General features: G+C 64.9%; 19 protein-coding genes and 1 pseudogene. 9 read left to right on the top strand and 11 right to left on the bottom strand.

The window, feature by feature from the left end; translation table 11 throughout:
• Window positions 1-101 precede the first annotated feature (101 nt).
• The 3 genes from HYR72_15105 to HYR72_15095 all read left to right on the top strand — a co-directional run bounded on the left by HYR72_15105 (window position 102) and on the right by HYR72_15095 (window position 2,913).
• Window positions 102-1,382, top strand: a complete 1,281-nt coding sequence (locus HYR72_15105; GenBank protein MBI1816304.1) for a S8 family serine peptidase — start codon at window positions 102-104, stop codon at window positions 1,380-1,382.
• Window positions 1,383-1,612: 230 nt separating this feature from the next.
• Window positions 1,613-2,476 carry a hypothetical protein gene (locus HYR72_15100; protein MBI1816303.1) on the top strand — a complete coding sequence of 288 codons (864 nt, stop codon included), beginning with the start codon at window positions 1,613-1,615 and terminating at the stop codon, window positions 2,474-2,476.
• A complete protein-coding gene (locus HYR72_15095) occupies window positions 2,389-2,913 on the top strand; it encodes a hypothetical protein (GenBank protein MBI1816302.1) in 525 nt (174 codons plus the stop codon). Before HYR72_15100 ends, HYR72_15095 begins: the two co-directional genes overlap by 88 nt.
• Window positions 2,914-2,931: 18 nt before the next feature.
• On the opposite strand, the gene HYR72_15090 is transcribed toward HYR72_15095, so the two are convergent.
• Both HYR72_15090 and HYR72_15085 read right to left on the bottom strand, forming a co-directional pair.
• A complete protein-coding gene (locus HYR72_15090) occupies window positions 2,932-3,588 on the bottom strand; it encodes a TIGR04282 family arsenosugar biosynthesis glycosyltransferase (protein MBI1816301.1) in 657 nt (218 codons plus the stop codon).
• A 41-nt stretch (window positions 3,589-3,629) separates the two neighbouring features.
• Window positions 3,630-3,997: pseudogene (locus HYR72_15085) on the bottom strand (four helix bundle protein).
• Window positions 3,998-4,089: 92 nt separating this feature from the next.
• On the opposite strand from HYR72_15085, the gene amrS reads away from it, so the two are divergent.
• Window positions 4,090-5,202, top strand: coding sequence for an AmmeMemoRadiSam system radical SAM enzyme (amrS, locus tag HYR72_15080; GenBank protein ID MBI1816300.1), 1,113 nt, complete (start codon window positions 4,090-4,092; stop codon window positions 5,200-5,202).
• Between the two features lie 18 nt (window positions 5,203-5,220).
• Here amrS and HYR72_15075 read toward each other — a convergent pair whose 3' ends face one another.
• Window positions 5,221-5,610 (bottom strand): hypothetical protein, encoded by a 390-nt coding sequence (locus HYR72_15075; protein MBI1816299.1) that lies wholly within the window; start codon window positions 5,608-5,610, stop codon window positions 5,221-5,223.
• A gap of 27 nt (window positions 5,611-5,637) precedes the next feature.
• On the bottom strand, window positions 5,638-6,435 hold the full coding sequence (locus tag HYR72_15070; GenBank protein ID MBI1816298.1) for an alpha/beta hydrolase: 798 nt from the start codon (window positions 6,433-6,435) through the stop codon (window positions 5,638-5,640).
• 39 nt (window positions 6,436-6,474) lie between these two features.
• Between HYR72_15070 and HYR72_15065 the strand changes: the two genes are divergently transcribed.
• The 4 genes from HYR72_15065 to HYR72_15050 are packed head-to-tail and all read left to right on the top strand — an operon-like array spanning window position 6,475 to window position 12,490.
• A complete protein-coding gene (locus tag HYR72_15065; GenBank protein ID MBI1816297.1) occupies window positions 6,475-8,502 on the top strand; it encodes an ABC-F family ATP-binding cassette domain-containing protein in 2,028 nt (675 codons plus the stop codon).
• Window positions 8,503-8,515: 13 nt separating this feature from the next.
• A complete protein-coding gene (locus HYR72_15060) occupies window positions 8,516-10,492 on the top strand; it encodes a helix-turn-helix transcriptional regulator (protein MBI1816296.1) in 1,977 nt (658 codons plus the stop codon).
• Window positions 10,493-10,494: 2 nt separating this feature from the next.
• Window positions 10,495-11,295 (top strand): HEAT repeat domain-containing protein, encoded by an 801-nt coding sequence (locus tag HYR72_15055; protein MBI1816295.1) that lies wholly within the window; start codon window positions 10,495-10,497, stop codon window positions 11,293-11,295.
• A gap of 7 nt (window positions 11,296-11,302) precedes the next feature.
• Window positions 11,303-12,490, top strand: a complete 1,188-nt coding sequence (locus HYR72_15050; GenBank protein MBI1816294.1) for a M20 family metallopeptidase — start codon at window positions 11,303-11,305, stop codon at window positions 12,488-12,490.
• Between the two features lie 85 nt (window positions 12,491-12,575).
• Here the strand turns inward: HYR72_15050 and glpX are convergent, their stop codons facing one another.
• The 5 genes from glpX to HYR72_15025 all read right to left on the bottom strand — a co-directional run bounded on the left by glpX (window position 12,576) and on the right by HYR72_15025 (window position 17,680).
• The gene (gene glpX / locus HYR72_15045; protein ID MBI1816293.1) at window positions 12,576-13,571 is read right to left on the bottom strand and encodes a class II fructose-bisphosphatase; all 996 of its coding nucleotides are present in this window, start codon (window positions 13,569-13,571) and stop codon (window positions 12,576-12,578) included.
• 20 nt (window positions 13,572-13,591) lie between these two features.
• Entirely contained in the window at window positions 13,592-14,515 is a 924-nt protein-coding gene (locus HYR72_15040; protein MBI1816292.1) for a class I fructose-bisphosphate aldolase, read from the bottom strand.
• Window positions 14,516-14,646: 131 nt separating this feature from the next.
• The gene (fabD, locus tag HYR72_15035) at window positions 14,647-15,573 is read right to left on the bottom strand and encodes an ACP S-malonyltransferase (protein ID MBI1816291.1); all 927 of its coding nucleotides are present in this window, start codon (window positions 15,571-15,573) and stop codon (window positions 14,647-14,649) included.
• A gap of 68 nt (window positions 15,574-15,641) precedes the next feature.
• Complete coding sequence (locus HYR72_15030) at window positions 15,642-17,147, bottom strand: PAS domain S-box protein (GenBank protein ID MBI1816290.1); 1,506 nt, start codon at window positions 17,145-17,147, stop codon at window positions 15,642-15,644.
• Window positions 17,148-17,209: 62 nt separating this feature from the next.
• The gene (locus tag HYR72_15025) at window positions 17,210-17,680 is read right to left on the bottom strand and encodes a response regulator (protein ID MBI1816289.1); all 471 of its coding nucleotides are present in this window, start codon (window positions 17,678-17,680) and stop codon (window positions 17,210-17,212) included.
• Window positions 17,681-17,922: 242 nt separating this feature from the next.
• On the opposite strand from HYR72_15025, the gene HYR72_15020 reads away from it, so the two are divergent.
• Entirely contained in the window at window positions 17,923-18,060 is a 138-nt protein-coding gene (locus HYR72_15020; GenBank protein ID MBI1816288.1) for a hypothetical protein, read from the top strand.
• Window positions 18,061-18,091: 31 nt separating this feature from the next.
• On the opposite strand, the gene HYR72_15015 is transcribed toward HYR72_15020, so the two are convergent.
• Both HYR72_15015 and HYR72_15010 read right to left on the bottom strand, forming a co-directional pair.
• Window positions 18,092-18,337 (bottom strand): hypothetical protein, encoded by a 246-nt coding sequence (locus HYR72_15015; protein MBI1816287.1) that lies wholly within the window; start codon window positions 18,335-18,337, stop codon window positions 18,092-18,094.
• Between the two features lie 13 nt (window positions 18,338-18,350).
• On the bottom strand, window positions 18,351-18,878 hold the full coding sequence (locus HYR72_15010; GenBank protein ID MBI1816286.1) for a nuclear transport factor 2 family protein: 528 nt from the start codon (window positions 18,876-18,878) through the stop codon (window positions 18,351-18,353).
• Between the last annotated feature and the right edge of the window lie 62 nt (window positions 18,879-18,940).

Below are 18,940 nucleotides of genomic sequence, written 5' to 3'. Positions count from 1 at the left end.
TGTCAAAAGGATTCGAGGCTCTTCTGTTCCCTCTGCCCACGCCGCCCCCGGGGCTAGAAACCGACTGCCAGAGCCCCGCTCCCAGTTGGAACCTACAAGCGATGAATGTTCCGCAAGCATGGCAGGCCTTGGGGTTTCCGCCGGTGGACCTCGCTAGTCGGTACAACGTGGCGATTGCGCTGCTGGACAGCGGCGTGAAACTGGACCATCCGGACCTCGCGCTGCGGATTAGCCCCAAGTATCAGTTCAACCCCGTGAAGGACTTTCCCCCCGGCGTCAACGACGATTTCGGGCACGGTACTCAGATGGCTGGGATCATCGCCGCCCTCGGGCGCAACGACCAAGGGATCGACGGGATGATGTGGGGCACTACCATCATGCCGTGCAAAGTTGCCGAGTCGGGGGACGCGCGCCCGGAAGCGCTGGTCGACTGTTTATCGTGGCTCGCGCGAAAAATAGATGTGGACACGCTTGATGTCGCGTCGGTGAACTACTCGTTCGCAGCCTTTTGTAGCGTAAAAGCCGATATCGACGCGGCAGAGGAGGGAATCCGCTACCTTCGTGCTAAGGGAGTACTCTTTGTTGCGAGTGCGGGCAACGGTGCAGGCGACAATGATAAGCTTCCGCGCTACCCAGCTAGCATTCCATTGTCAAACATCATCGCCGTAACGACTGCGGACCGCGACGGCACATTCGTACCCAATGCGTCAGGCAAACGGACGGTACACGTGGCGGCACCGGGCAGCGACATTATCCCTATCCCTGTGCTCAATAGGGATCCCCTCTGTGTCAACATTCTTGCCGGGACCTCTGTGGCCGCTGCGGAGGTGACCGGTCTCATCGCTCTACTCCGGGCCCAGGACCAACTGCGCAAGCTCAGTGACCCAAGCTACCAGGAGCGAAGTTGGCAACAGATCCGAAACCTGGTTCTTGCTGGAGGTATCCAGTCAGTGTCTCTGCGGGAGGTCACCATCACGGGACGTATGGTCCGCGCCTGGGATGATTGTCCGGACGACGCCACCAAGTGCACGGGGTCAATGACCTGCCGCAATCAAATCGTGCGCCGACGGTTACTGCCAGTTCGAGATCCAACGCCACGTCAACCGGGTGCCAAATTGCTCCTGCGCTACCTGAGCATCAACTGCGAGACACCCATTCAAGTCCCGGTGGAACTGGTTGACGTGACAGATGGTACCGATGCGGCGCCTGGACCCGGGGTAGTCATTCCGTCGCTGAATGACAGCCACGTACCTCCAGACGAAGTCGCGGATGACGGCGAGTACACGGGCGAATGGGTTGTTCCCAACACCCCGGGTCGCACGTATCGCATCCGTTTCTGGTCTGACGATCAAGAAGATTTGACCGTGACGGTTGCACAGTAGCACTTCAACGCCGAGATGGTGCCTCGGCAAGTTGTGCGTCACCGACGCGCCTCCCGCACCGCACCAACCACTCGAAGTCGTGCGTCCACTATGGTGGACACAGCATTCCGCCGGAGTGGTCACCGTCTGGCGCGACGACGCGTTCCCTTCTCCCGTTTCCCGCGCGCGCCAAGTCGGCACGCCGCTTGCCCTCCTGATGGTCAAATCGATCACCAAAGGAGGGCGGCACAATGCATCACTCATTCAGCTCGGACTCGCTGCGAACACACCGCGCGGCGATATTGCTCGCGAGCGGAGTATTGGCGATTGCGGTCCCGCGGCTCATGTGGGCTGCGAGCGCGGGGCCTACGTCAGGCAACGTAGACCCCGCATCCAAGGAGGATGCAGCGGTCGACGCCATGGTCGGCAAAAGCGTGGAGAGCGACTACACCGCAAAACACTTCTCGCTGGTGAGTGGTGCGGTCATTCTCAATCCATTTACGATCAAGGCCGACTCCAGCAGCTCGACGGGGTTCGTTCTCGAAAAAGAAAGCTCGACGTCGGCACACGCTTTCATCGAAGGTGGATTCCGCTATCGCTGGGCCTGGCTTGATCGCCTTGCGCCAGCAGACAAGTGCAAAGTCGAAAGCGTGGCGACCGAGAAGGCGAAGGCGGAACTGCGCGTTGAAGAAGCGCAGCTCTACTCGGCGTCGATCGGAGGAACGCAAACTGAAATTGATGCGGCCAAGCTAAAGGTGACCGCCGCACAGCAGAAAGTCGCAGCGGAGAAGAGCCAAGACGCCGCGTCGGCCGAGGCTACGGATTGCAAAGAGCAGAGAGCTTGGGAGGCAGCACAGCAAGAACCGCCCTACTTCAGTCTCCCAACTATGTGGCGGCGCCGGGGGGCGATGGTGCTCATGCCGAGCGACTGGACTACGCGCATGGGCTTTGCCTTTGCCGACAGCAGTAATACGGGGGCGGCAGGAATCGCCGGCTCGAGCGACTTCTATGGAGAGCTGACGCCCGGATGGAATCTCGTAAACTGGTCCATGCATACCAGCACTGCGGAGAAGACTCCCCCATCCGCGCATCACTCAACTTCGAGCCGTCGCTGACGCTGAACACCGACCGCCAGATTCTCGATGTGCACGAACGCTACCTGATCGGCTTCGCAGCGGTCTTCGGCGTTCCGCTCGGCGACGGAGCTCAAGCCGCTGAGGCCTCTGGGGCGTCGAACGTCACAGCGGCTCCCAAGCCTGCCCCGATTGCGGAGCTGTTGGTCCGGCTTGGGGCGGTAAACGTCGAAACACCGAAGTTCGTGAATTCCACTTCAAGAGATATCCTGGTCGAAAACGAAGTCGCCGCGTTCCGAAGCAGTTGGGGAACTGGATTCGACATGGAGTTGAACGTGCCGGTTACCGAGTCACTCGGCTATCTGGTGGCTCGTGGAAACATCAACTTCGGCTTCAACCCGAATCCATGGACCTTGACGCTGGGCTACACGATCCCCATCTCGCAGTTCAGCAAGCTGGTCACGGGGGGCGGGAAGTAGCTCTCGGGGCGCGCTGCCTCAAAGCCAGTTGCGCAACTCGGCTGCGGTGGCTCGCAAACGAGCCGCCCAGGCCGAGTGCGCGAGCAACTCGCGTAACTGCACGACGTCAGCTTCCTCGTCGATGTCGAAACTCGGCGGCAGTAGATGAACGCGCAGCCCGGCTGCGGCCGCCTTTGCCTGTGTCTGCGCCAACACTTCGGATGTGCTCATCGCAATGCCGCTGAAGACGTCGTGCGGCTCCCGCATTGCGATCAGATAGTACCCGCCGTCGGCGGTCGGACCGAGGACAACGTCGGCGTGATCGAGCGCGCGCTCGGCGTCGTCGAGCCATTCGTCGCGGATGTGCGGAACATCAGCCCCGATCATGAGGACCTTCGCGAAACCCTCGCCGAGCAAGCGTACGAAGCCGGCGTGCATCCGTTCACCGAGGTCACGTCCGGTCTGCGCCACGCAGCGCGACCCCGCCGATACGATCGCCGCGAAGTCGCGCTCGGGAGGATGAAAGAGCCATACCAATTCGCGCCCCGGCTGCGGCGCGAAACGTGCGTCGAGATCACGCAGGAACGCCCGGTACAGCGCGCACGCGCGTTCGGCGCCGATGGCGCCCGCCAGCCGCGTCTTCACCGTACCGACTTCGGGATAGCGGGCCATCACGGCGAGGCAGGAGGGGAGCATGATGCGGAAGAAGTCAGAACTCTGAATTCAGAAGTCAGGAGTCAGGAGTCGGAATTCAGGATCTTTCGGAAGTATGCTTCGAGCAAGCGACTGACCTCTTCTACGTCGGGAAGCAGGACGTCCTTTCGCACGAATCCAAGGTCCGCGGTCAGGATGGCGTAGTAGCGCACTTCTTCGAGTGACTCCTGAGCGATGTTGAGGAACCTGGCCTTGTCGGCGCGCCCACCCTTCTTGAAACCTTAGCGATGTTCGCTGGAATCGAGACAGCCGCACGGCGGATTTGAGAGACGAGCCCGTATGTTTCGGTTTTCGGAAACGCCACCGAGTGACGGTAGACTTGCAACACAAGCGCGTGGGCCCGTTGCCACACAATGAGATCCCGGAACGTTCTTGCTGCAACCCTCTCCATCGCGTCCTCCATTCTCCGTCATTCTGACTTCTGAATTCTGACTCCTGACTTCTATCTCCCGTCTCCCTACTCCTCTCTGCTATACTCCACTCATGCCGACAACTCCCGCGGCAGCGAATCTGCAAAGCCTGCTCGAGCAACGCACCAGCGCCGGCGAGCTGTACGAGCGCTTACCCGACCAGGCGCTGCGCTGCGTCGCCTGTGGTCATCGCTGCTTCTTGCCCGACGGCAAGATCGGGATCTGCAAAGTGCGCTTCAATCGCGGCGGGACGCTGCAGGTGCCGACCGGCTATGTCGCGGCGCTCCAGTGCGATCCGGTCGAGAAAAAGCCGTTCTTCCACGCCCGCCCCGGCGCGCTGGCGCTCAGCTTCGGCATGCTCGGCTGTGACTACCACTGCGGCTATTGCCAGAACTGGCTGACCTCACAAGCGCTGCGTGATCCCGCCGCAGGCACGGCGCCGCGCCGCATGACGCCCGAGCAGATCGTGCGACTCGCGCTCGACTACGGCGCCGAGATCGTCGCCAGTACGTACAACGAGCCGCTCATCACCAGCGAGTGGGCGGTCGAGGTGTTCAAGGTGGCGCGCGCGCACGGCTTGCTGACCGCCTACATCTCCAACGGCAACGCGACGCCCGAAGTGCTCGACTACTTGCGGCCGTGGGTCGATCTCTACAAAGTCGATCTCAAGGGCTTCAACGACAAACAGTACCGCAAACTCGGCGGCGTGCTCGCCACCGTCCTCGATACGATCCGCCGACTGGTGGCGATGGACTTCTGGCTCGAAGTGGTGACGCTGATCGTGCCCGGCTTCAACGATTCGGACAGCGAACTCAGCGCGCTGGCGGGCTTCCTGGCGTCGGTGTCGCGCGACATCCCGTGGCACGTCACCGCGTACCATCCCGACTACAAGATGATCGATCGCGATCGCACGACGGCCGACACGCTGCTGCGCGCGGTCGCCATCGGGCGCAGCGCCGGCCTGCGCTTCGTCTATGCGGGCAATCTGCCCGGTCACGTCGGACGATTCGAAGACACGCGCTGCCCAGCGTGCGACACGACTGTGGTCGAGCGCACCGGTTTTCGTGTGCAGCGGGTGTTGCTGGGCGACGGCCGTTGCCCGCGGTGCGCGAGCGAGATTCCGGGCCGCTGGGGAACGCGCGAGCGCACGATTGAGTCGCCCGGCTATCCCGTCGCTATCGTGTAGCCGCAGCCCCCCGTTCGACTACGCCGCCGGCGGCGTTCGGCCCGCCGCCAACGTCGCCGGCAACGCTTGCAGCATGCCGACCAGTAACGCCAGGCTCGCGATCATGTCGAGCATACTGGGAAAGGCTTCCGGCCCCTGCAACAGACTGAGCAACTCGTAGAGATCGTTCGCCACCCTGAACGCCATCAACAGCATCGCGCCGTACACGGCAGTCCGCTCGTGCGGCGGATCGGCGGCGGCGCGCCAGAACATGACCGCGAATACCACGCTTGCGATGCCGAGACCGTTGGCGAGGGCATGGTGCAGCGGCGTGGCCCGTTCTCCGACCAGATAGATCGATTGGCCAGGCACCAAGAGCACCGCCCACAACAACGACACGGCGGCGGTGATGCGCAGAAACAGCGACATGGATTCAATGGCTCATACGCTGCGGACTCACGACAGGAACTCCAACAACGCCGCGGTCAGCTCGCGCGGCTGCTCCCACATCGCCAGATGACCGCAGCCGCGCAAGGTGTGCAGCGTCGCTCCTGGAATCCGCGACGCGACGATTTCGCCGTTGGCGTACGGCACGAGCGGATCGACGTCGCCGTGCAGCACCAACGTCGGCGCACTGATCTCGCGCAAGCGTTCGTAGCGATCGCTCGCCATGACCGCCGCCATTTGGCGGGCGAAGACGAATTGCGGCGTCGGCGCGCTAAGCGCGGTCGCCACGATCTCGCGCAAGATCTCGGCATGCGCATCGGCAAACCCGGGCGCGGTGATCGCGCGCATCGCGTTGCGCACGATTTCTTCGGGCGGCTTGGTGAGGTCCGGCATCAACGCCAGCATCGCCATTGGTGACGGCGGCACCGTATGCGATCCGCCCGGGGTGGTCGACAACAGCGCCAGCTTCTTCACTCGCTGCGGATGCCGCAGCGCAACCAGTTGCGCGATCATCCCACCCATCGAGACGCCGACGACATGCGCCGGCGTGCTCGAGCCGGCGATCGCGTCGAGCACCGCGACGGCCTCGTCGGCCATGGTGTTGAGGCTGTACTCTTCGTCGGGTTTGTCCGACTTGCCGGTGCCGCGATTGTCGAACGTGATCGCCTGAAACCGCTCGCCCAGTGTCGCCGGCACATTCGACCAGTCCGCCGCGCGACCGCCGAGCCCTTGAATCATCAAGACCGGAAAGCCCGTGCCGTAGGTGTAGTACGCGAGGTTGATGTTGCCGACGCGAACGGTCTGCATCGAGACTCCCCCCTTTTTTGGATTGAAGGTGCAGGTTGGATAGAAGAGGCGGCAGAAAGTTGCAAGCGGGCGGCTTGCGGCGGCACGCTCGCCCGGCTACAAAAACCGGCTGTGCTAACGGTCGCCGACTTACAGAAGGCCTTCGGGGGTCAGGTCGTTCTCGATCATGTGAACTGGTTCGTGCCGCTGGGCGGGCGGGTCGCGCTGGTCGGCGCCAACGGCTCGGGGAAGTCGACCTTCCTGCGCATCATCGCCGGCGAAGTCGAAGCGGACGGCGGATCGCTGAGCGTGCCGAAAGGCGCCACCATCGGCTACCTGCCGCAAGAGGTCATGGGGCTGCAGGGACGCACGGTGCTGGCGGAGGCGATGACCGCGTTCGATCACATCCGTGTCATCGCCGCCGAGTGCCAGCGCCTCGAAGAAGCCCTCGCCCATTCCGCCGCCGATGATCCCGAACACGACGCGCTGATGACGGCCTACGCCGAGGCGCGCGAGGCGTGGGACACGCACGGCAGCTACGATCTCGAGAGTCGCGCCGAGTCGGTGCTCGCCGGCCTCGGCTTTCAGACCAGCGACTTCGCACGCGACTGCGGCGAGTTCTCTGGCGGTTGGCAAATGCGCATCGCGCTCGCCACCCTGCTGCTGCGCGAACCCTCGCTGCTCCTGCTCGACGAGCCGACCAACCATCTCGACATCGAAGCGCGCGATTGGTTGGAGGCGTTCCTGCGCAGCTATCCGCACACCGTCGTCATGGTTGCGCACGATCGCTATTTCCTCGATCAGACGGTGACTCGCATCACCGAGCTGTCGCGCGGCCGGCTCAGCGACTTCGATTGCGACTACAGCCACTACCTGGTCGAGAAGGAGGAGCGGCGACAGCAACAGGAAGAGGCCTATCGGCTGCAGCAGGAAGAAATCGCGCGCGTCGAGGCGTTCATCAGTCGCTTCCGCTACCAGGCCTCTAAGGCCGCGCTGGTGCAGAGCCGCATCAAGCAGCTCGACAAGATCGATCGGCTTGAACCGCCCGACGGCGGCGTGCGCACCGTTCACTTCCGCTTTCCGCAACCCGCCCGCAGCGGCCGCATTGTCTTGGAGCTGACCGGGGCGTCGAAACGTTACGGCGACCTGACGGTGTACGACCATGTGGATGTGGCCATCGAGCGCGGCCGCAAGATCGCCCTGGTCGGTCCCAACGGCGCCGGCAAGTCGACGTTGATGCGGATGTGGGCGGGCGTCGACGCGCTCGATGCCGGTGAGCGCCGCGTCGGGCACAACGTCACGCTGAGCTATTTCGCACAGGATCGCGGCGCCAACCTCGATCCCGACAAGACCGTACTCGATGTGGTCACCGAAGCCGCGCCGGTCGCCTTGGTGCCGCAGGTGCGCACGCTGCTTGGCGCCTTTCTGTTCAGCGGCGACAGCGTGTACAAGCGCACGCGCGTCCTCAGCGGCGGCGAGCGCAGCCGCCTGGCGCTGGCGACTCTGCTGTTGCACCCGATGAATTGCCTGCTGCTCGACGAGCCGACCAATCATCTCGACCTCGCGGCCAAGGAGGTGTTGCTGCAAGCGCTGCTCGACTATACCGGGACCATCGTCTTCGTCGCGCACGATCGCTACTTCCTCGATCACCTGCCAGACGAAGTCCTCGAAGTCGGCCACGGCACCGCCGTGCGCTACCTCGGCAACTACGAAGCGTACCTCGCCAAGAAGGCCCTCGAAGCGGCCGCGCCGTATCAACCGGCGATCGTCTCGCGACCGGCACCGCCGCGGGCAACCAATGGCGAACGCCAGGCGGACGCGGGCGAGCGCGCCGCGGCCAAGCGGGCCGCGCGCGAGATCGAAAAGCGTGCGCGCGATGCCGCTGACATCGAGCGCCTCATCGCCGAGAAGGAAGAGCGGCTCGGCAGTCTCACCGCGACCATCAACGATCCCGAGTTCTACCAGCGCCATCCCAATCCGCAGACCGTGTTCAGCGAGTTTGCCAAGCTCAAAGATGAAGTCGAATCGCTCTACGCCAAGCTCGAACGGTTGGAACGCCGCGCACCCGAGATCGCCCCGACCGCCTGATACCCATGACCCCATGACGCACCTCCTCGGAGAGCGCGTGCGTGCCCTGCGCCAGAGCCGCGGCCTGCGGGTCGCCGACGTGGCGGCCGCCGCCGGCATCACGGCGAGCCAACTCAGCCGCATCGAACGCGGCCTCATCACCGCCGACGACGCGCTCATTCGTCGGCTCGCCGCGTCTCTCGATCCGTCGTGCGAAGATGAGTTGCTGCTGCTGGCCGGACGATTGCCGCCCGATCTGCAAACGATCCTGCAAACGCATCCGGCCGAGAGCGCGCTCCTGCTGCGCGAGCATTTTGGCACCGCGACGACGGCCGCAACACCGGCCGCTGGCGTGCCGGTGGTCCCTGCGCAGTTGGTGACCGCGATCACGCAGTGGGCGATTCGCACAGCCGATGACGTCGTGCTCGATCCCAGTTGCGGCGACGGCGCGTTTGTCGCCGCCGCCGCGGCGCGGTTGATCGAACTCGGCCGCACGCCTCCTGCCGCGCTGAATCAGATCCACGGCTACGATGCGGATACCGAAGCCTGTGCGCGCGCGACTCGCCGGCTGCGTGAAGTGACCGGCAGCGCGGCGCGACAGATCCAGCGCCTCGCCTTTCTGCGCGTCGAATCGCCGGCGCGGTTGCCATTTCATCGTTCGGGTCCACCAGCGGTCACGGTCGTGCTCGGCGCGATTGAACACACTGAGCCTGCGCGCCGCCGGCACGCGACTGCCGCTACCGCCCGCGCACATGCACGGCGCGTTGCCGCCGAGGCTGGCATTGCACTGCCCGACACTGCCCCACCGTGGGCGGCCCTGGTGATCCACGCGGCGTCGTTCGTGCGACCCGGCGGCCGACTGGCGCTGATTGTACCCGCGGCCATGGTGCACGCGCACTACGCGGCCGACGTGCGCAGCTATGTCGCGCAACTGTTTCCGGCGCTGACGGTGGCGACCTTCACACGTCCGCTCCCGGGCTTCGGCGAAGTCGCTGCCCTGCTCGGCGACGCCGCCGGCGACGCGGGCGTCCGCACGCGGCGCGTCAACGATGCGGCTGAGCTCACCGCCGCGCTGGCGACCACCGACAGCGACGCGCGCGTGGCTGAGCCGACCTCGTTGCGTTGGTCGGGCGCGTCGCTGCCAACACCGGGACGGGCGCTGTTGCGCGAGCTGCAGCGTGACGGAGTGCTGCGGCGCTTGGGTGATCTCGTGCACATCGATTCGGGTATCGTCAGCGGAGCGAATCACTTCTTCCAACTGACTGCCGCGCGCGCGGCTGGCATCGATCCGACATTCCTGCGGCCGCTCTTGCCCACCGCCAATGCCAATCCCGGCTTGATTGTCCACGCCGCCGATTGGGAAGCATGGCGCAACGCCGGCAAGCCCAGCTTCCTGCTCACCATCCCGCCCGCAGCCAAGCTCAACCGCGCCACCCGCGCCTATCTCGACGACGGCGAGCGCCAAGGCTTGCCGGCACGTGCCACCTGCCGGCGCCGGCCGGTGTGGTACGTCTTGCCGCGGACCCCGGCGCCGGCGGCGTTGCTGACCTACCTTTGTGGGCGTCTGCCGCGCATGCTACTCAATGACGCCAGCGTGACCCACGTGAACGCCTTGCACAGTGTCCGACCGCGCGCCGGAGTGAATACCGCGGCGGTGGCCGCGTCCTTTCTCAATACGGCTGCCCTACTCGGGTGCGAGTTGCTCGGGCGACACATGGGCAACGGCGTACTGAAGCTCGAGCCCGCTGAAGTGGAGAATCTCTTGGTCGCCTACCCCCCCCACCTCGATGATGGCGAGCGCACCGCGCTGCTCGACGAGGCGGACGCGCTATGGCGCACCGGCCGTGCTGACGATGCGATCGCGTTGGGCGACCGCACCGTGCTGCAAGGGGCGCTCGGCGTCGAGGCGTCCGTGCTGGACAAGTTGCGCCGATGTTATGAGAGCGAACGCGATCGGCGCTGCGCGCCAGCGCGAGTGCGGACCGCAGCGCTCAACGAAGTGGAGATCTGATCATGAAGTCGTGGCCCCTGGGCTTGAAGATCGGGGCGGGGGTGGCCGTGGTGATCCTGGCATTGGTGCTGTGGATCGGTCTGCGCCGCGCACCCGAGGATCCGGTACGACCAATCCGGCACGTTGATCGCAGCCAGCGCGTACAGGACCGCCTGGCGCGGCTGCGGGACGAATGGGGCACGCGCGGAGCCGGCGCCGGCAGCGGTGGTGGGATCGGCGGCCGCGGTAGCATGGCGGGCACCGCGGGCACGCGCACCTTGCCGCAAGGGGCGCTCAACGCCAAACCGGGATTTTTCGCCGCGCCAGACGAAGATGTCCCGGGCATCCCCTCGTTGCTGGAAGACGAGCCAGACTTTGAGGGTCTGAAGGACATGGCGCTCAACGATCCAGAGTCGGAGAAGCGCCTCACCGCAGTTGTCCTGCTCAGCGCATCCGAAAATCCGGAGGCGTTGCCTGTGCTCACGCGCGCACTCAGCGATAAAGATCCCGACGTCCGCATGACCGCGATCGAGGCGTTGGGCGACTTCGGCGGCAACGAACCGATCGATGCTATCGCCAGCGCACTCGGTGACGAGAACCCGGAGATTCGTTTCGAAGCCCTCGGCGTCCTCGCGGACTTGGGCGGCGAGCATGCCGTCGCCGCCGCCCAGAAGGCGCTCAATGACCAAGATGACGACGTCCGCGCACTCGCTGAGGGCATTCTCGATCTCGAAGGCATGTACCACGAGTCGCCGCCGGCCGAGCCGGCCGCCGCGCTCGAATCCGAGCCAGCCGCAGCGCCCGAATCCGAGCCGGCAGAGTGAGGAGCCCGTGACCGATCCGTTGATCCAACTCAAAGACCAGGTCTGCGCCGCAGTCGACGGCGAGCGTGACCGCTTGATCGAGCTGAGCCGTCGCATTCACGCCCATCCCGAGCTGTGCTTCGCGGAACATCAGGCCAGTACCTGGCTGGCCGACTACCTCGAGCATGTCGGCTATCAGGTTGAGCGCGGTGCGTGCGAGTTGCCGACGGCATTCATCGCGCGCATCGGCAGCGGGGCGCCGCGCGTCGGCGTGTTGTGCGAGTACGACGCGCTCCCCGGTATCGGCCACGGCTGCGGGCACAACATCATCGCCACCGCCGGCGCGGGCGCGGGCGCCGCGCTCGGGCGCGTGGTTGAACGGACCGGTGGCAGCGTCGTGATCTTCGGCACACCGGCCGAAGAAGGCGGGGGCGGCAAGATCGTGATGGCTCGCCGCGGCGCCTTCGCCGACATCGATGCCGCAATGATGGTCCATCCCGCCGGTGCCGACCTGCCCGCGATGCATGTGCTCGCGGTGGCGACCATCGTGGTCACCTACCACGGCAAAGCAGCGCACGCCGCCGCATTTCCACATCGCGGCATCAACGCGCTCGACGCGCTGATCACCGCCTACAACACCATCGCTCAGCTTCGCCAACACATCCGCGAGACCGAACGCATTCACGGCATCATCACCGATGGCGGTCAAGCGCCGAACATCGTCCCCGACCACGCCGCCGGGCTGTTCTACATTCGCGCCGCCACCGAGGGCCGCCTGGAGAAACTCAAGACGCGCGTCCTCGGCTGCTTCCGCGCTGGCGCCGAAGCCACCGGCGCCCGGCTCGAGTATCACTGGGAAGGTGAGCAGTACTCCGACATGGACAGCAATCAGCCGCTGGCCGACGCGTACACCGCCAACCTGCAACGGCTCGGCCGCACGATGCTCGACATGCGCAATGTCCCGGCCGCCGTGTCCGGTAGCACCGACATGGGCAACCTCAGCAAACTAGTGCCCTCGATTCACCCGATGATCGCGTCCGCACCGGCGACCGTGCCCCTGCACTCGACCGAGTTCGCCGAGTGTGCCGCCTCGCCCAGCGGCGATCAGGCCGTGGTCGATGGCGCCAAGGCGCTGGCGATGACCGCGCTCGACGTGTTGTGCCGTCCGGAATTCCGCGCCGAAATCCGTGCCGCGTTTGAAGGAGGCGATCGATAGAATTCAGAGGTCAGGATTCAGGAGTCAGAATCCGGATTCCGAATTCCGCAGTCTGACTTCTGACTCCTGAATTCTGAATTCCTCCTCAAAACTCCACCACCGCATCGGGCGTGTCGTTGAGATGCACCGTGTCGACGAAGCGCACGATGTGATCACGCAGTGAGATCACCAGCGAGTGCGTGCGGTGGCCGTGGCCGAAGAAACGCACGCCCTTGAGCATGCTGCCATCGGTCACACCGCTGGCCGCGAAGATGATCTCTGGACCCGGCGCCAGGTCGCGCTCGTCGTAGATCCGGTTCGGGTCCTTGATTCCCATCTTCGCCAAGCGCTCTTCGAACTTCTTGCGCTCTTCGTCACCCGGCTTGAACGGGACCAGCCGCCCCTCCATACCGCCGTTGAGGCAGCGCAGCGCCGCCGCCGTCAATACACCTTCCGGCGCACCGCCGGTGCCCATTACCGCGTGCACGTTGGTACCGCGCACCGCGGCCGCAATGCCGGCGGAAAGATCGCCATCCGAGATGAGCCGAATGCGCGCGCCGGCGATGCGGATGTCTTCGATCAACTTAGTGTGGCGCTCGCGCTCGAGCACGATGACGACGAGATCGGTGACCGCTCGGCGTAGGCGCGAGGCGATCGCCTTGAGATTCTCCGTCACGCTAGCATCGAGATGCACCGCGCCTTTCGCCGCTGGCCCGACGATGATCTTCTCCATGTAGCAATCGGGCGCGTTGAGCAGACCACCCTTGTTGGATGCCGCGAGCACAGCGATCGCACCCGGTGAACCGGTGGCGCACAGATTGGTCCCTTCGAGGGGATCCACAGCGATGGCGACTTCCGGATCTTCCGGACGCGCCCGCCCGACCTTCTCGCCGATGTACAGCATCGGCGCTTCGTCGCGTTCACCTTCGCCGATCACCACCTCGCCGCGCATCCGCAGGCCATCCATCGCCTTGCGCATGGCTTCGACAGCGACGTGATCGGCGTACTTGCGGTCGCCCTGGCCCATCGTCCGCGCGGCGGCCACCGCCGCCTCTTCGACGACTCGGAGAAATTCACGAGAGAGTAACTGTTCGATCGGCATGGTCGTCGCCTCCGCGCGCACTACTTGGTTTTCCCGGCGTAGATGTCCATCACCGCGTGGAGGAACTTCACGGCTTCGTCCTTCGGCCGCTGGAAGGAGTTGCGGCCAATGATCGATCCGAAGCCACCGCCATCGCGGATGGCGCGCACTTCGTCGTAGATCGCGGAAGTCTCCTTCGCTTCGCCACCGGAAAAGATCACGATGCGGCGGCCACCGAAGGCGCTCTGCACGACGTGGCGGATGCGTTCGGCGAGCGTAGCGACGGGAATGCGTTCCTTCTCGTACACTTTCTTGGCGGCCGACTGCTCGATGTGCGCCGTCGGCGGCTTCACCTTGATCACATGCGCGCCGAGCTGCGCGGCAATCTGCGCGGCGTAGGCGACCACATCAATGGCGGTCTCCCCTTCCTTCGAGACGCCCGAGCCGCGCGGGTACGACCAGACGACGACTGCGAGGCCCTTGCGTTTGGCTTCTTCCGCCAGCGCCCGGATCTGGCCGAACATCTCGTTGCGCGCCGCCGAGGCCGGATAGATGGTGAAGCCGATCGCCACGCAGCCAAGCCGCAGCGCATCGTCGACGCTGCCGGTGATCGCCGGACACGGATCCGCGCCGCCGGTCAGCGAGTCGGAGTTGTTGAGCTTGAGGATCAGCGGAATGTCCCCGGCGAACTCCGCCGCGCCGGCTTCGAGGAAGCCGAGCGGTGCTGCGTATGCATTGCACCCCGCCGCCAGCGCCAACTCGAAGTGGTAGCGCGGATCGTATCCGGCCGGATTAGGCGCGAAGCTGCGTGCCGGCCCGTGCTCGAAACCCTGATCCACCGGTAGAATGACGAGCTTGCCGGTGCCACCGAGTCGGCCATGATTCAGAAGGCGGGCAATGTTGGTGCGGGTGCCCGGCGTGTCGCTGCCGTACCAGCTCAAAATCTCTCGCGTGCGATCGGTCATGATGATCCCTTCTTGCGCAGTGGATTCGGAGCACCCAACCTTCGGGCGCTGTGTGGGGTTTATCTATGCAACTTTGCGACCCGGTATCAAGGTGCGCGCAAGGTACGTGCAAAGTGCGTGAACGACCCTCGTCACGCCGCGCCCGCCAACGCCGTCCGCGTCGCATCGAGCGACGCGCGGTCTTCGACGTTGTAGCGTTTCAGATTCCTGTCGATGCGGCGGGCGAGGCCGGTGAGTACGCTGCCGGGGCCGACCTCGACTACCGTGTGAATGCCCGCATCCGCCACCATGCGCGTCATCAGCTCGTGCCATCGCACCGGGCGACTGACTTGGCGCGCCACGCCATCGCACGCCTCGGTCGCGGTGCGAATCATCTTCGCGTCGACGTTGTTGAACAGCGGCACGCGCAGATCATGGAACGTGATCGCCGCGAGGTCGGCGCGCAAACGGTCCTCGGCTGGTTGCATCAGCCGGCAGTGAAACGGTGCGCTGACGGGCAGCTCCACCGCTCTGCCGCCCACCGCGGCGGCGGCCGCCCGCGTCGCGTCACGCTCGCCGGCGATGACGATTTGCCCCGGTGCATTGAGATTGGCGATATCGACCGCGCCCTCGCCAACCGACGCAATCGCGCGCTCGACCGCGTCGCGTTCCGCGCCCAGCAGCGCGAACATCGCGCCCTGCCCTTCGGGTACCGCCTCTTGCATGTAGCGGCCGCGCTTGTGCACCAACGCGATCGCATCGCGGAAGTCGAGCCCGCCGGCCGCCACCAGCGCGGAGTACTCACCGAGGCTGTGACCCGCGACCACGGCGGGCTCCAGATTGAGAACGCGGTACGCGGCGACGCTCACCAAGACGATGGCTGGCTGCGTGTTGGCCGTCCGGCGCAGCTCGTCCTCGGGTCCATCGTGCACAATGCGCGACAGCGCGAAGCCGAGTGCGGCATCCGCTTCAGCGAACAACTCACGGACAGCGGGAAACTCGTCGTACAGATCGCGACCCATCCCCACCGCTTGAGATCCCTGCCCGGGAAACAGAAACGCAACGCCGCGCAGACTCATCCGCTTGCTCCCTTCCGCGGCGCGGATAGTGGCGTGCGCCGCCGCCTGGATCAAGTGCCGGACGAAGGTCAATCGTTCGCAGCGGGTGGCGTGCGCGGCAACGTGACGCGGAAGCAACTGCCGCGGCCGAGTTCACTTTCGACCTCGACGCTGCCGCCGAGCAGCACGAGCCAGCGCTTGGTCAGCGCGAGTCCGAGGCCACAGCCGCCGTAGCGGCGCGTCGAGCCCGCGCTGAGCTGGCGAAAGTCCTCGAACATGTGCGGGATGTCGGCGGCGGCTACGCCGATGCCGGTGTCGCGCACTTCGACGATCGCCTGGCCGGCGTCGACCGCCGAGCCCACGCGCACCTCGCCGTGATCGGTGAACTTCACCGCGTTGTCGACGAGGTTACCGATCACTTGGCGGACGCGGATGGGATCAGTGGTGATCAGCATCGGTGCCGCCGCGACCTCGCAGTGCAACGTCACCCCCTTGCTGGCGGCGAGCGGCGCGAACGCTTCGGCCACCTCGCGCACCAGGATGGCAAGGTCGAACGGTTCGAACTGCGGCCGAATGGCTTTGATGCGCAGGCGCGCCAAGTCGAGCGTTTCGTTGATCAACTTCGAGAGGCGACCGGCGCTGCGGGCGATCACGTCGAGTTTGCCACTCACGTCCGGACTCAATACCGCGCCAACGCTGCCTTGTAAGAGATCGGCGTAGCCGAGGATGACGTGCAGCGGCATCCGCAGCTCGTGCGAGAAGGCGGCAAGAAATTCGTCCTTCAACCGATCGGTTTCCGCCAGCTGAGCATTCAATTCACGCAGGTGCCGCTCGGCAGCGACGCGCGCGCTGACATCACGCTGGATCGAGCAGAAGTTGATCAGTCGCCCCTCGCTATCGAACACAGGGGCTATCGTGACTTCAGCGTCGTAGCAACTCCCGTCGCGCCGCCGATTGACGAGTTGACCGGACCACACCTCGCCAGCGGTGATGCGCCGCCACATGTCGCTGTACAGAGATTGCGGAGTGGTTCCGGGGCGCATCAGCCGTGGGGTCTGACCAATGACCGCGGCGAGATCGTAGCCGGTGATACGGGTGAATGCCGGGTTGACGTAGACGATGCGGCCGTCGGACTCGGTGATCAGGAGCCCTTCGTCCATCTGCGCGACCGCCGCCGCAATGCGCGCCCGTTCCGCTTGCACGCGGCGCAACTCGCGGGCGCCCGCAAACTCGCGCAAGGCGCGTCCGACCGCGGTGGGCAGCCGCGTCAGGTTGTCCTTCAGCACATAGTCGGTCGCACCCGCCTTGATGCACTCGACCGCGACTTCTTCGCTCAATTTGCCGCTGACGAACACGAACGGGATCGGCGCACCTGCGGCCTGCCACAACGCGAGCGCTTCGGGGCCGGAGAAGTGCGGCATGGAATAGTCGCACAGCACGATCTCGTGCTGGCCCGATTGCAACGCTGCACCGAGGGCCACGGCGGTATCCACGCGCGTCGCCACGACGGTAAACTCGTGGCGCAAGGCGCTCAGCTCGAGATCCGCGTCGGCGGAATCGTCATCCACGCACAACAGGTTCAACGTTGGCTTCATCGCGGTCTGCCTACCGGAAGGCGTCGGCCTTGCAGCCGTGCCCGCGGGGTTGACGCAGCGGCTTACCCTTTTCGCTCAGTACGAACGAACACCAGCCCCGCATCACTGCGATCGCTCAACACCCGAAAGAGTTCGGCGACGTCGATTGGCTTGTTCAGGAACCCGAGCGCCCCATGCTTGTAGCTCCGCAACCGGTCGGTCACTGAATCCGAACTGGTCAGGACAATCGCCGGGATGTGTTGCAGATGGCGATCGTCCCAGATCGTATCGAGCAGCTCGCGCCCGCTCATGCGCGGCAGGCCGAGATCGAGCAACAGCAGATCGACGCGGCGATCTTCGATCCGCCCTTCGTACTCTTGGCGCTGCAACAACATCAGCGCGCTCTCCGCGTCGGGAACGACTCGGACGGGGTTGAGCAGCCGCGCGCGCCGGAGCGCCCGAATCGTAATTTCGGCGTCGCTCGGATCATCTTCAACGAGCAGGATAAGCCCGGCAGCCTGCGGTCCGCTGGCTTCACTTCTTCCAGTCATCATGCCCCTCTTGTCGAAAGGTGGAGCAATCACTGTCCTGATGAATGTGTACACCGTGATGAACGTTTGATCCAGTCACAAAGACACAGGAGGCGTAGAATGAAGTAGACGACGCTGATGGTGCCGCGCGCGGTAGCGGCAGCGTCAGTCGGTCGCACCCAACGCTGTGGAGTGACTTGCTTGCGGCCGTCTGCCGATCGTGCTTCTACATGCACGCGACTGTCGCACAAAGGAGTTGAGTCCGTATGGCAAAGAAGGTCACGAAGAAAGTCAGCAAGAAGAAGCCAACGACGGCGCGCGCTTCGAAGGCGCCGGCCAAGAAGAAGGCCGGCACCGCGAAGTACGATCAGTCCGGCGCGCCGTGGTGGAAGAAACTGGTGTAGTGAATGGGCAGGGAGCGCCGCGGGGCGCTCCCTATTCCTTCTTCTTGAGCTGCGAACGGTTGGCGTCGATGAACACGCGCAATTCATCCGCGGCCGCCAACAAACGATCCCACTGCTCCTGATAGAGCGTCACCGGAAAGCGGCCGAGTCCGTAGACCGACACCGCGCCCTTGTCAGAGACCCGAAAGCTCAGCGTACCGGGGCGGCGCGTGGCTTTGAGCGCTTCGTTTTCAGCCCGTAAGCGCTCGAGTTCCTTCTGCACATCTTCGTCTGCCACAAGCCGCCTCCCCTCAGGGCTGCAACGCGCCGCGATCGTAGTAGAACCGTTCGCGCACGATCTTGCCGTTGGCGATCTCGTGGATGGCCACCTCGTTGAGTTCGGCCTGTTTGCCAGTCGCGGCAAAGGTGACGCGACCGGCCCACTCGATGATGATGGTGCTCCCGTCAACCCACACGCTGCGCGCGCGCCACGACGAGTCGCTGATCATGCCTCGCCACATCGCGAACTTCTGCCGGATCGCCTCGATGCCAACGGCAGGTGGCTGCCCCGGCTCCACCGACTCGATAGAGTCCGAGTAGAGCGCAAACGATGCCTCGTCGTTCTGGCTGAGGGTAAGCTCGACGATCCGCTGCGCCAGGCCGCGAAGCGGATTCGGGGCGGCGGGCTTCGGCGCTGCCGCCGCCTTGGCTGCCGGCTTGCGCGCTGCCGGCTTTGCCACCTTCTTACGGATCACTCGGCGCGCTGCGACCTTCTTTGCCGCGGGGCGCTTGCCCGCCTTGGCCTTCGCTCGCGGCGCCTTCTTGGGTTTCTTAGCCATATGTCCCTCCTTTGATGGGGCCGCTTATAGCATCAGGACGAAGGGCGCATCTAGCCAGCCGC

The organism is Deltaproteobacteria bacterium (genome assembly GCA_016178705.1).
Classification (GTDB): Bacteria; Desulfobacterota; Binatia; order HRBIN30; family JACQVA1; genus JACOST01.
Note: the sequence above shows the minus strand (reverse complement) of the source record. Positions and strands in the feature narration are given on the sequence as shown.

What these genes read in the sequence shown, in the direction of transcription:
- HYR72_15020 (MBI1816288.1), top strand. Translation starts at nt 17,923, where the DNA reads ATGGCAAAGAAGGTCACGAAGAAAGTCAGCAAGAAGAAGCCAACGACG.
- HYR72_15010 (MBI1816286.1), bottom strand. Translation starts at nt 18,878, where the DNA reads ATGGCTAAGAAACCCAAGAAGGCGCCGCGAGCGAAGGCCAAGGCGGGC.
- HYR72_15100 (MBI1816303.1), top strand. Translation starts at nt 1,613, where the DNA reads ATGCATCACTCATTCAGCTCGGACTCGCTGCGAACACACCGCGCGGCG.
- HYR72_15070 (MBI1816298.1), bottom strand. Translation starts at nt 6,435, where the DNA reads ATGCAGACCGTTCGCGTCGGCAACATCAACCTCGCGTACTACACCTAC.
- HYR72_15040 (MBI1816292.1), bottom strand. Translation starts at nt 14,515, where the DNA reads ATGACCGATCGCACGCGAGAGATTTTGAGCTGGTACGGCAGCGACACG.
- HYR72_15105 (MBI1816304.1), top strand. Translation starts at nt 102, where the DNA reads ATGAATGTTCCGCAAGCATGGCAGGCCTTGGGGTTTCCGCCGGTGGAC.
- amrS (MBI1816300.1), top strand. Translation starts at nt 4,090, where the DNA reads ATGCCGACAACTCCCGCGGCAGCGAATCTGCAAAGCCTGCTCGAGCAA.
- HYR72_15025 (MBI1816289.1), bottom strand. Translation starts at nt 17,680, where the DNA reads ATGATGACTGGAAGAAGTGAAGCCAGCGGACCGCAGGCTGCCGGGCTT.
- HYR72_15075 (MBI1816299.1), bottom strand. Translation starts at nt 5,610, where the DNA reads ATGTCGCTGTTTCTGCGCATCACCGCCGCCGTGTCGTTGTTGTGGGCG.
- HYR72_15060 (MBI1816296.1), top strand. Translation starts at nt 8,516, where the DNA reads ATGACGCACCTCCTCGGAGAGCGCGTGCGTGCCCTGCGCCAGAGCCGC.
- glpX (MBI1816293.1), bottom strand. Translation starts at nt 13,571, where the DNA reads ATGCCGATCGAACAGTTACTCTCTCGTGAATTTCTCCGAGTCGTCGAA.
- HYR72_15055 (MBI1816295.1), top strand. Translation starts at nt 10,495, where the DNA reads ATGAAGTCGTGGCCCCTGGGCTTGAAGATCGGGGCGGGGGTGGCCGTG.
- fabD (MBI1816291.1), bottom strand. Translation starts at nt 15,573, where the DNA reads ATGAGTCTGCGCGGCGTTGCGTTTCTGTTTCCCGGGCAGGGATCTCAA.
- HYR72_15030 (MBI1816290.1), bottom strand. Translation starts at nt 17,147, where the DNA reads ATGAAGCCAACGTTGAACCTGTTGTGCGTGGATGACGATTCCGCCGAC.
- HYR72_15095 (MBI1816302.1), top strand. Translation starts at nt 2,389, where the DNA reads ATGGAATCTCGTAAACTGGTCCATGCATACCAGCACTGCGGAGAAGAC.
- HYR72_15090 (MBI1816301.1), bottom strand. Translation starts at nt 3,588, where the DNA reads ATGCTCCCCTCCTGCCTCGCCGTGATGGCCCGCTATCCCGAAGTCGGT.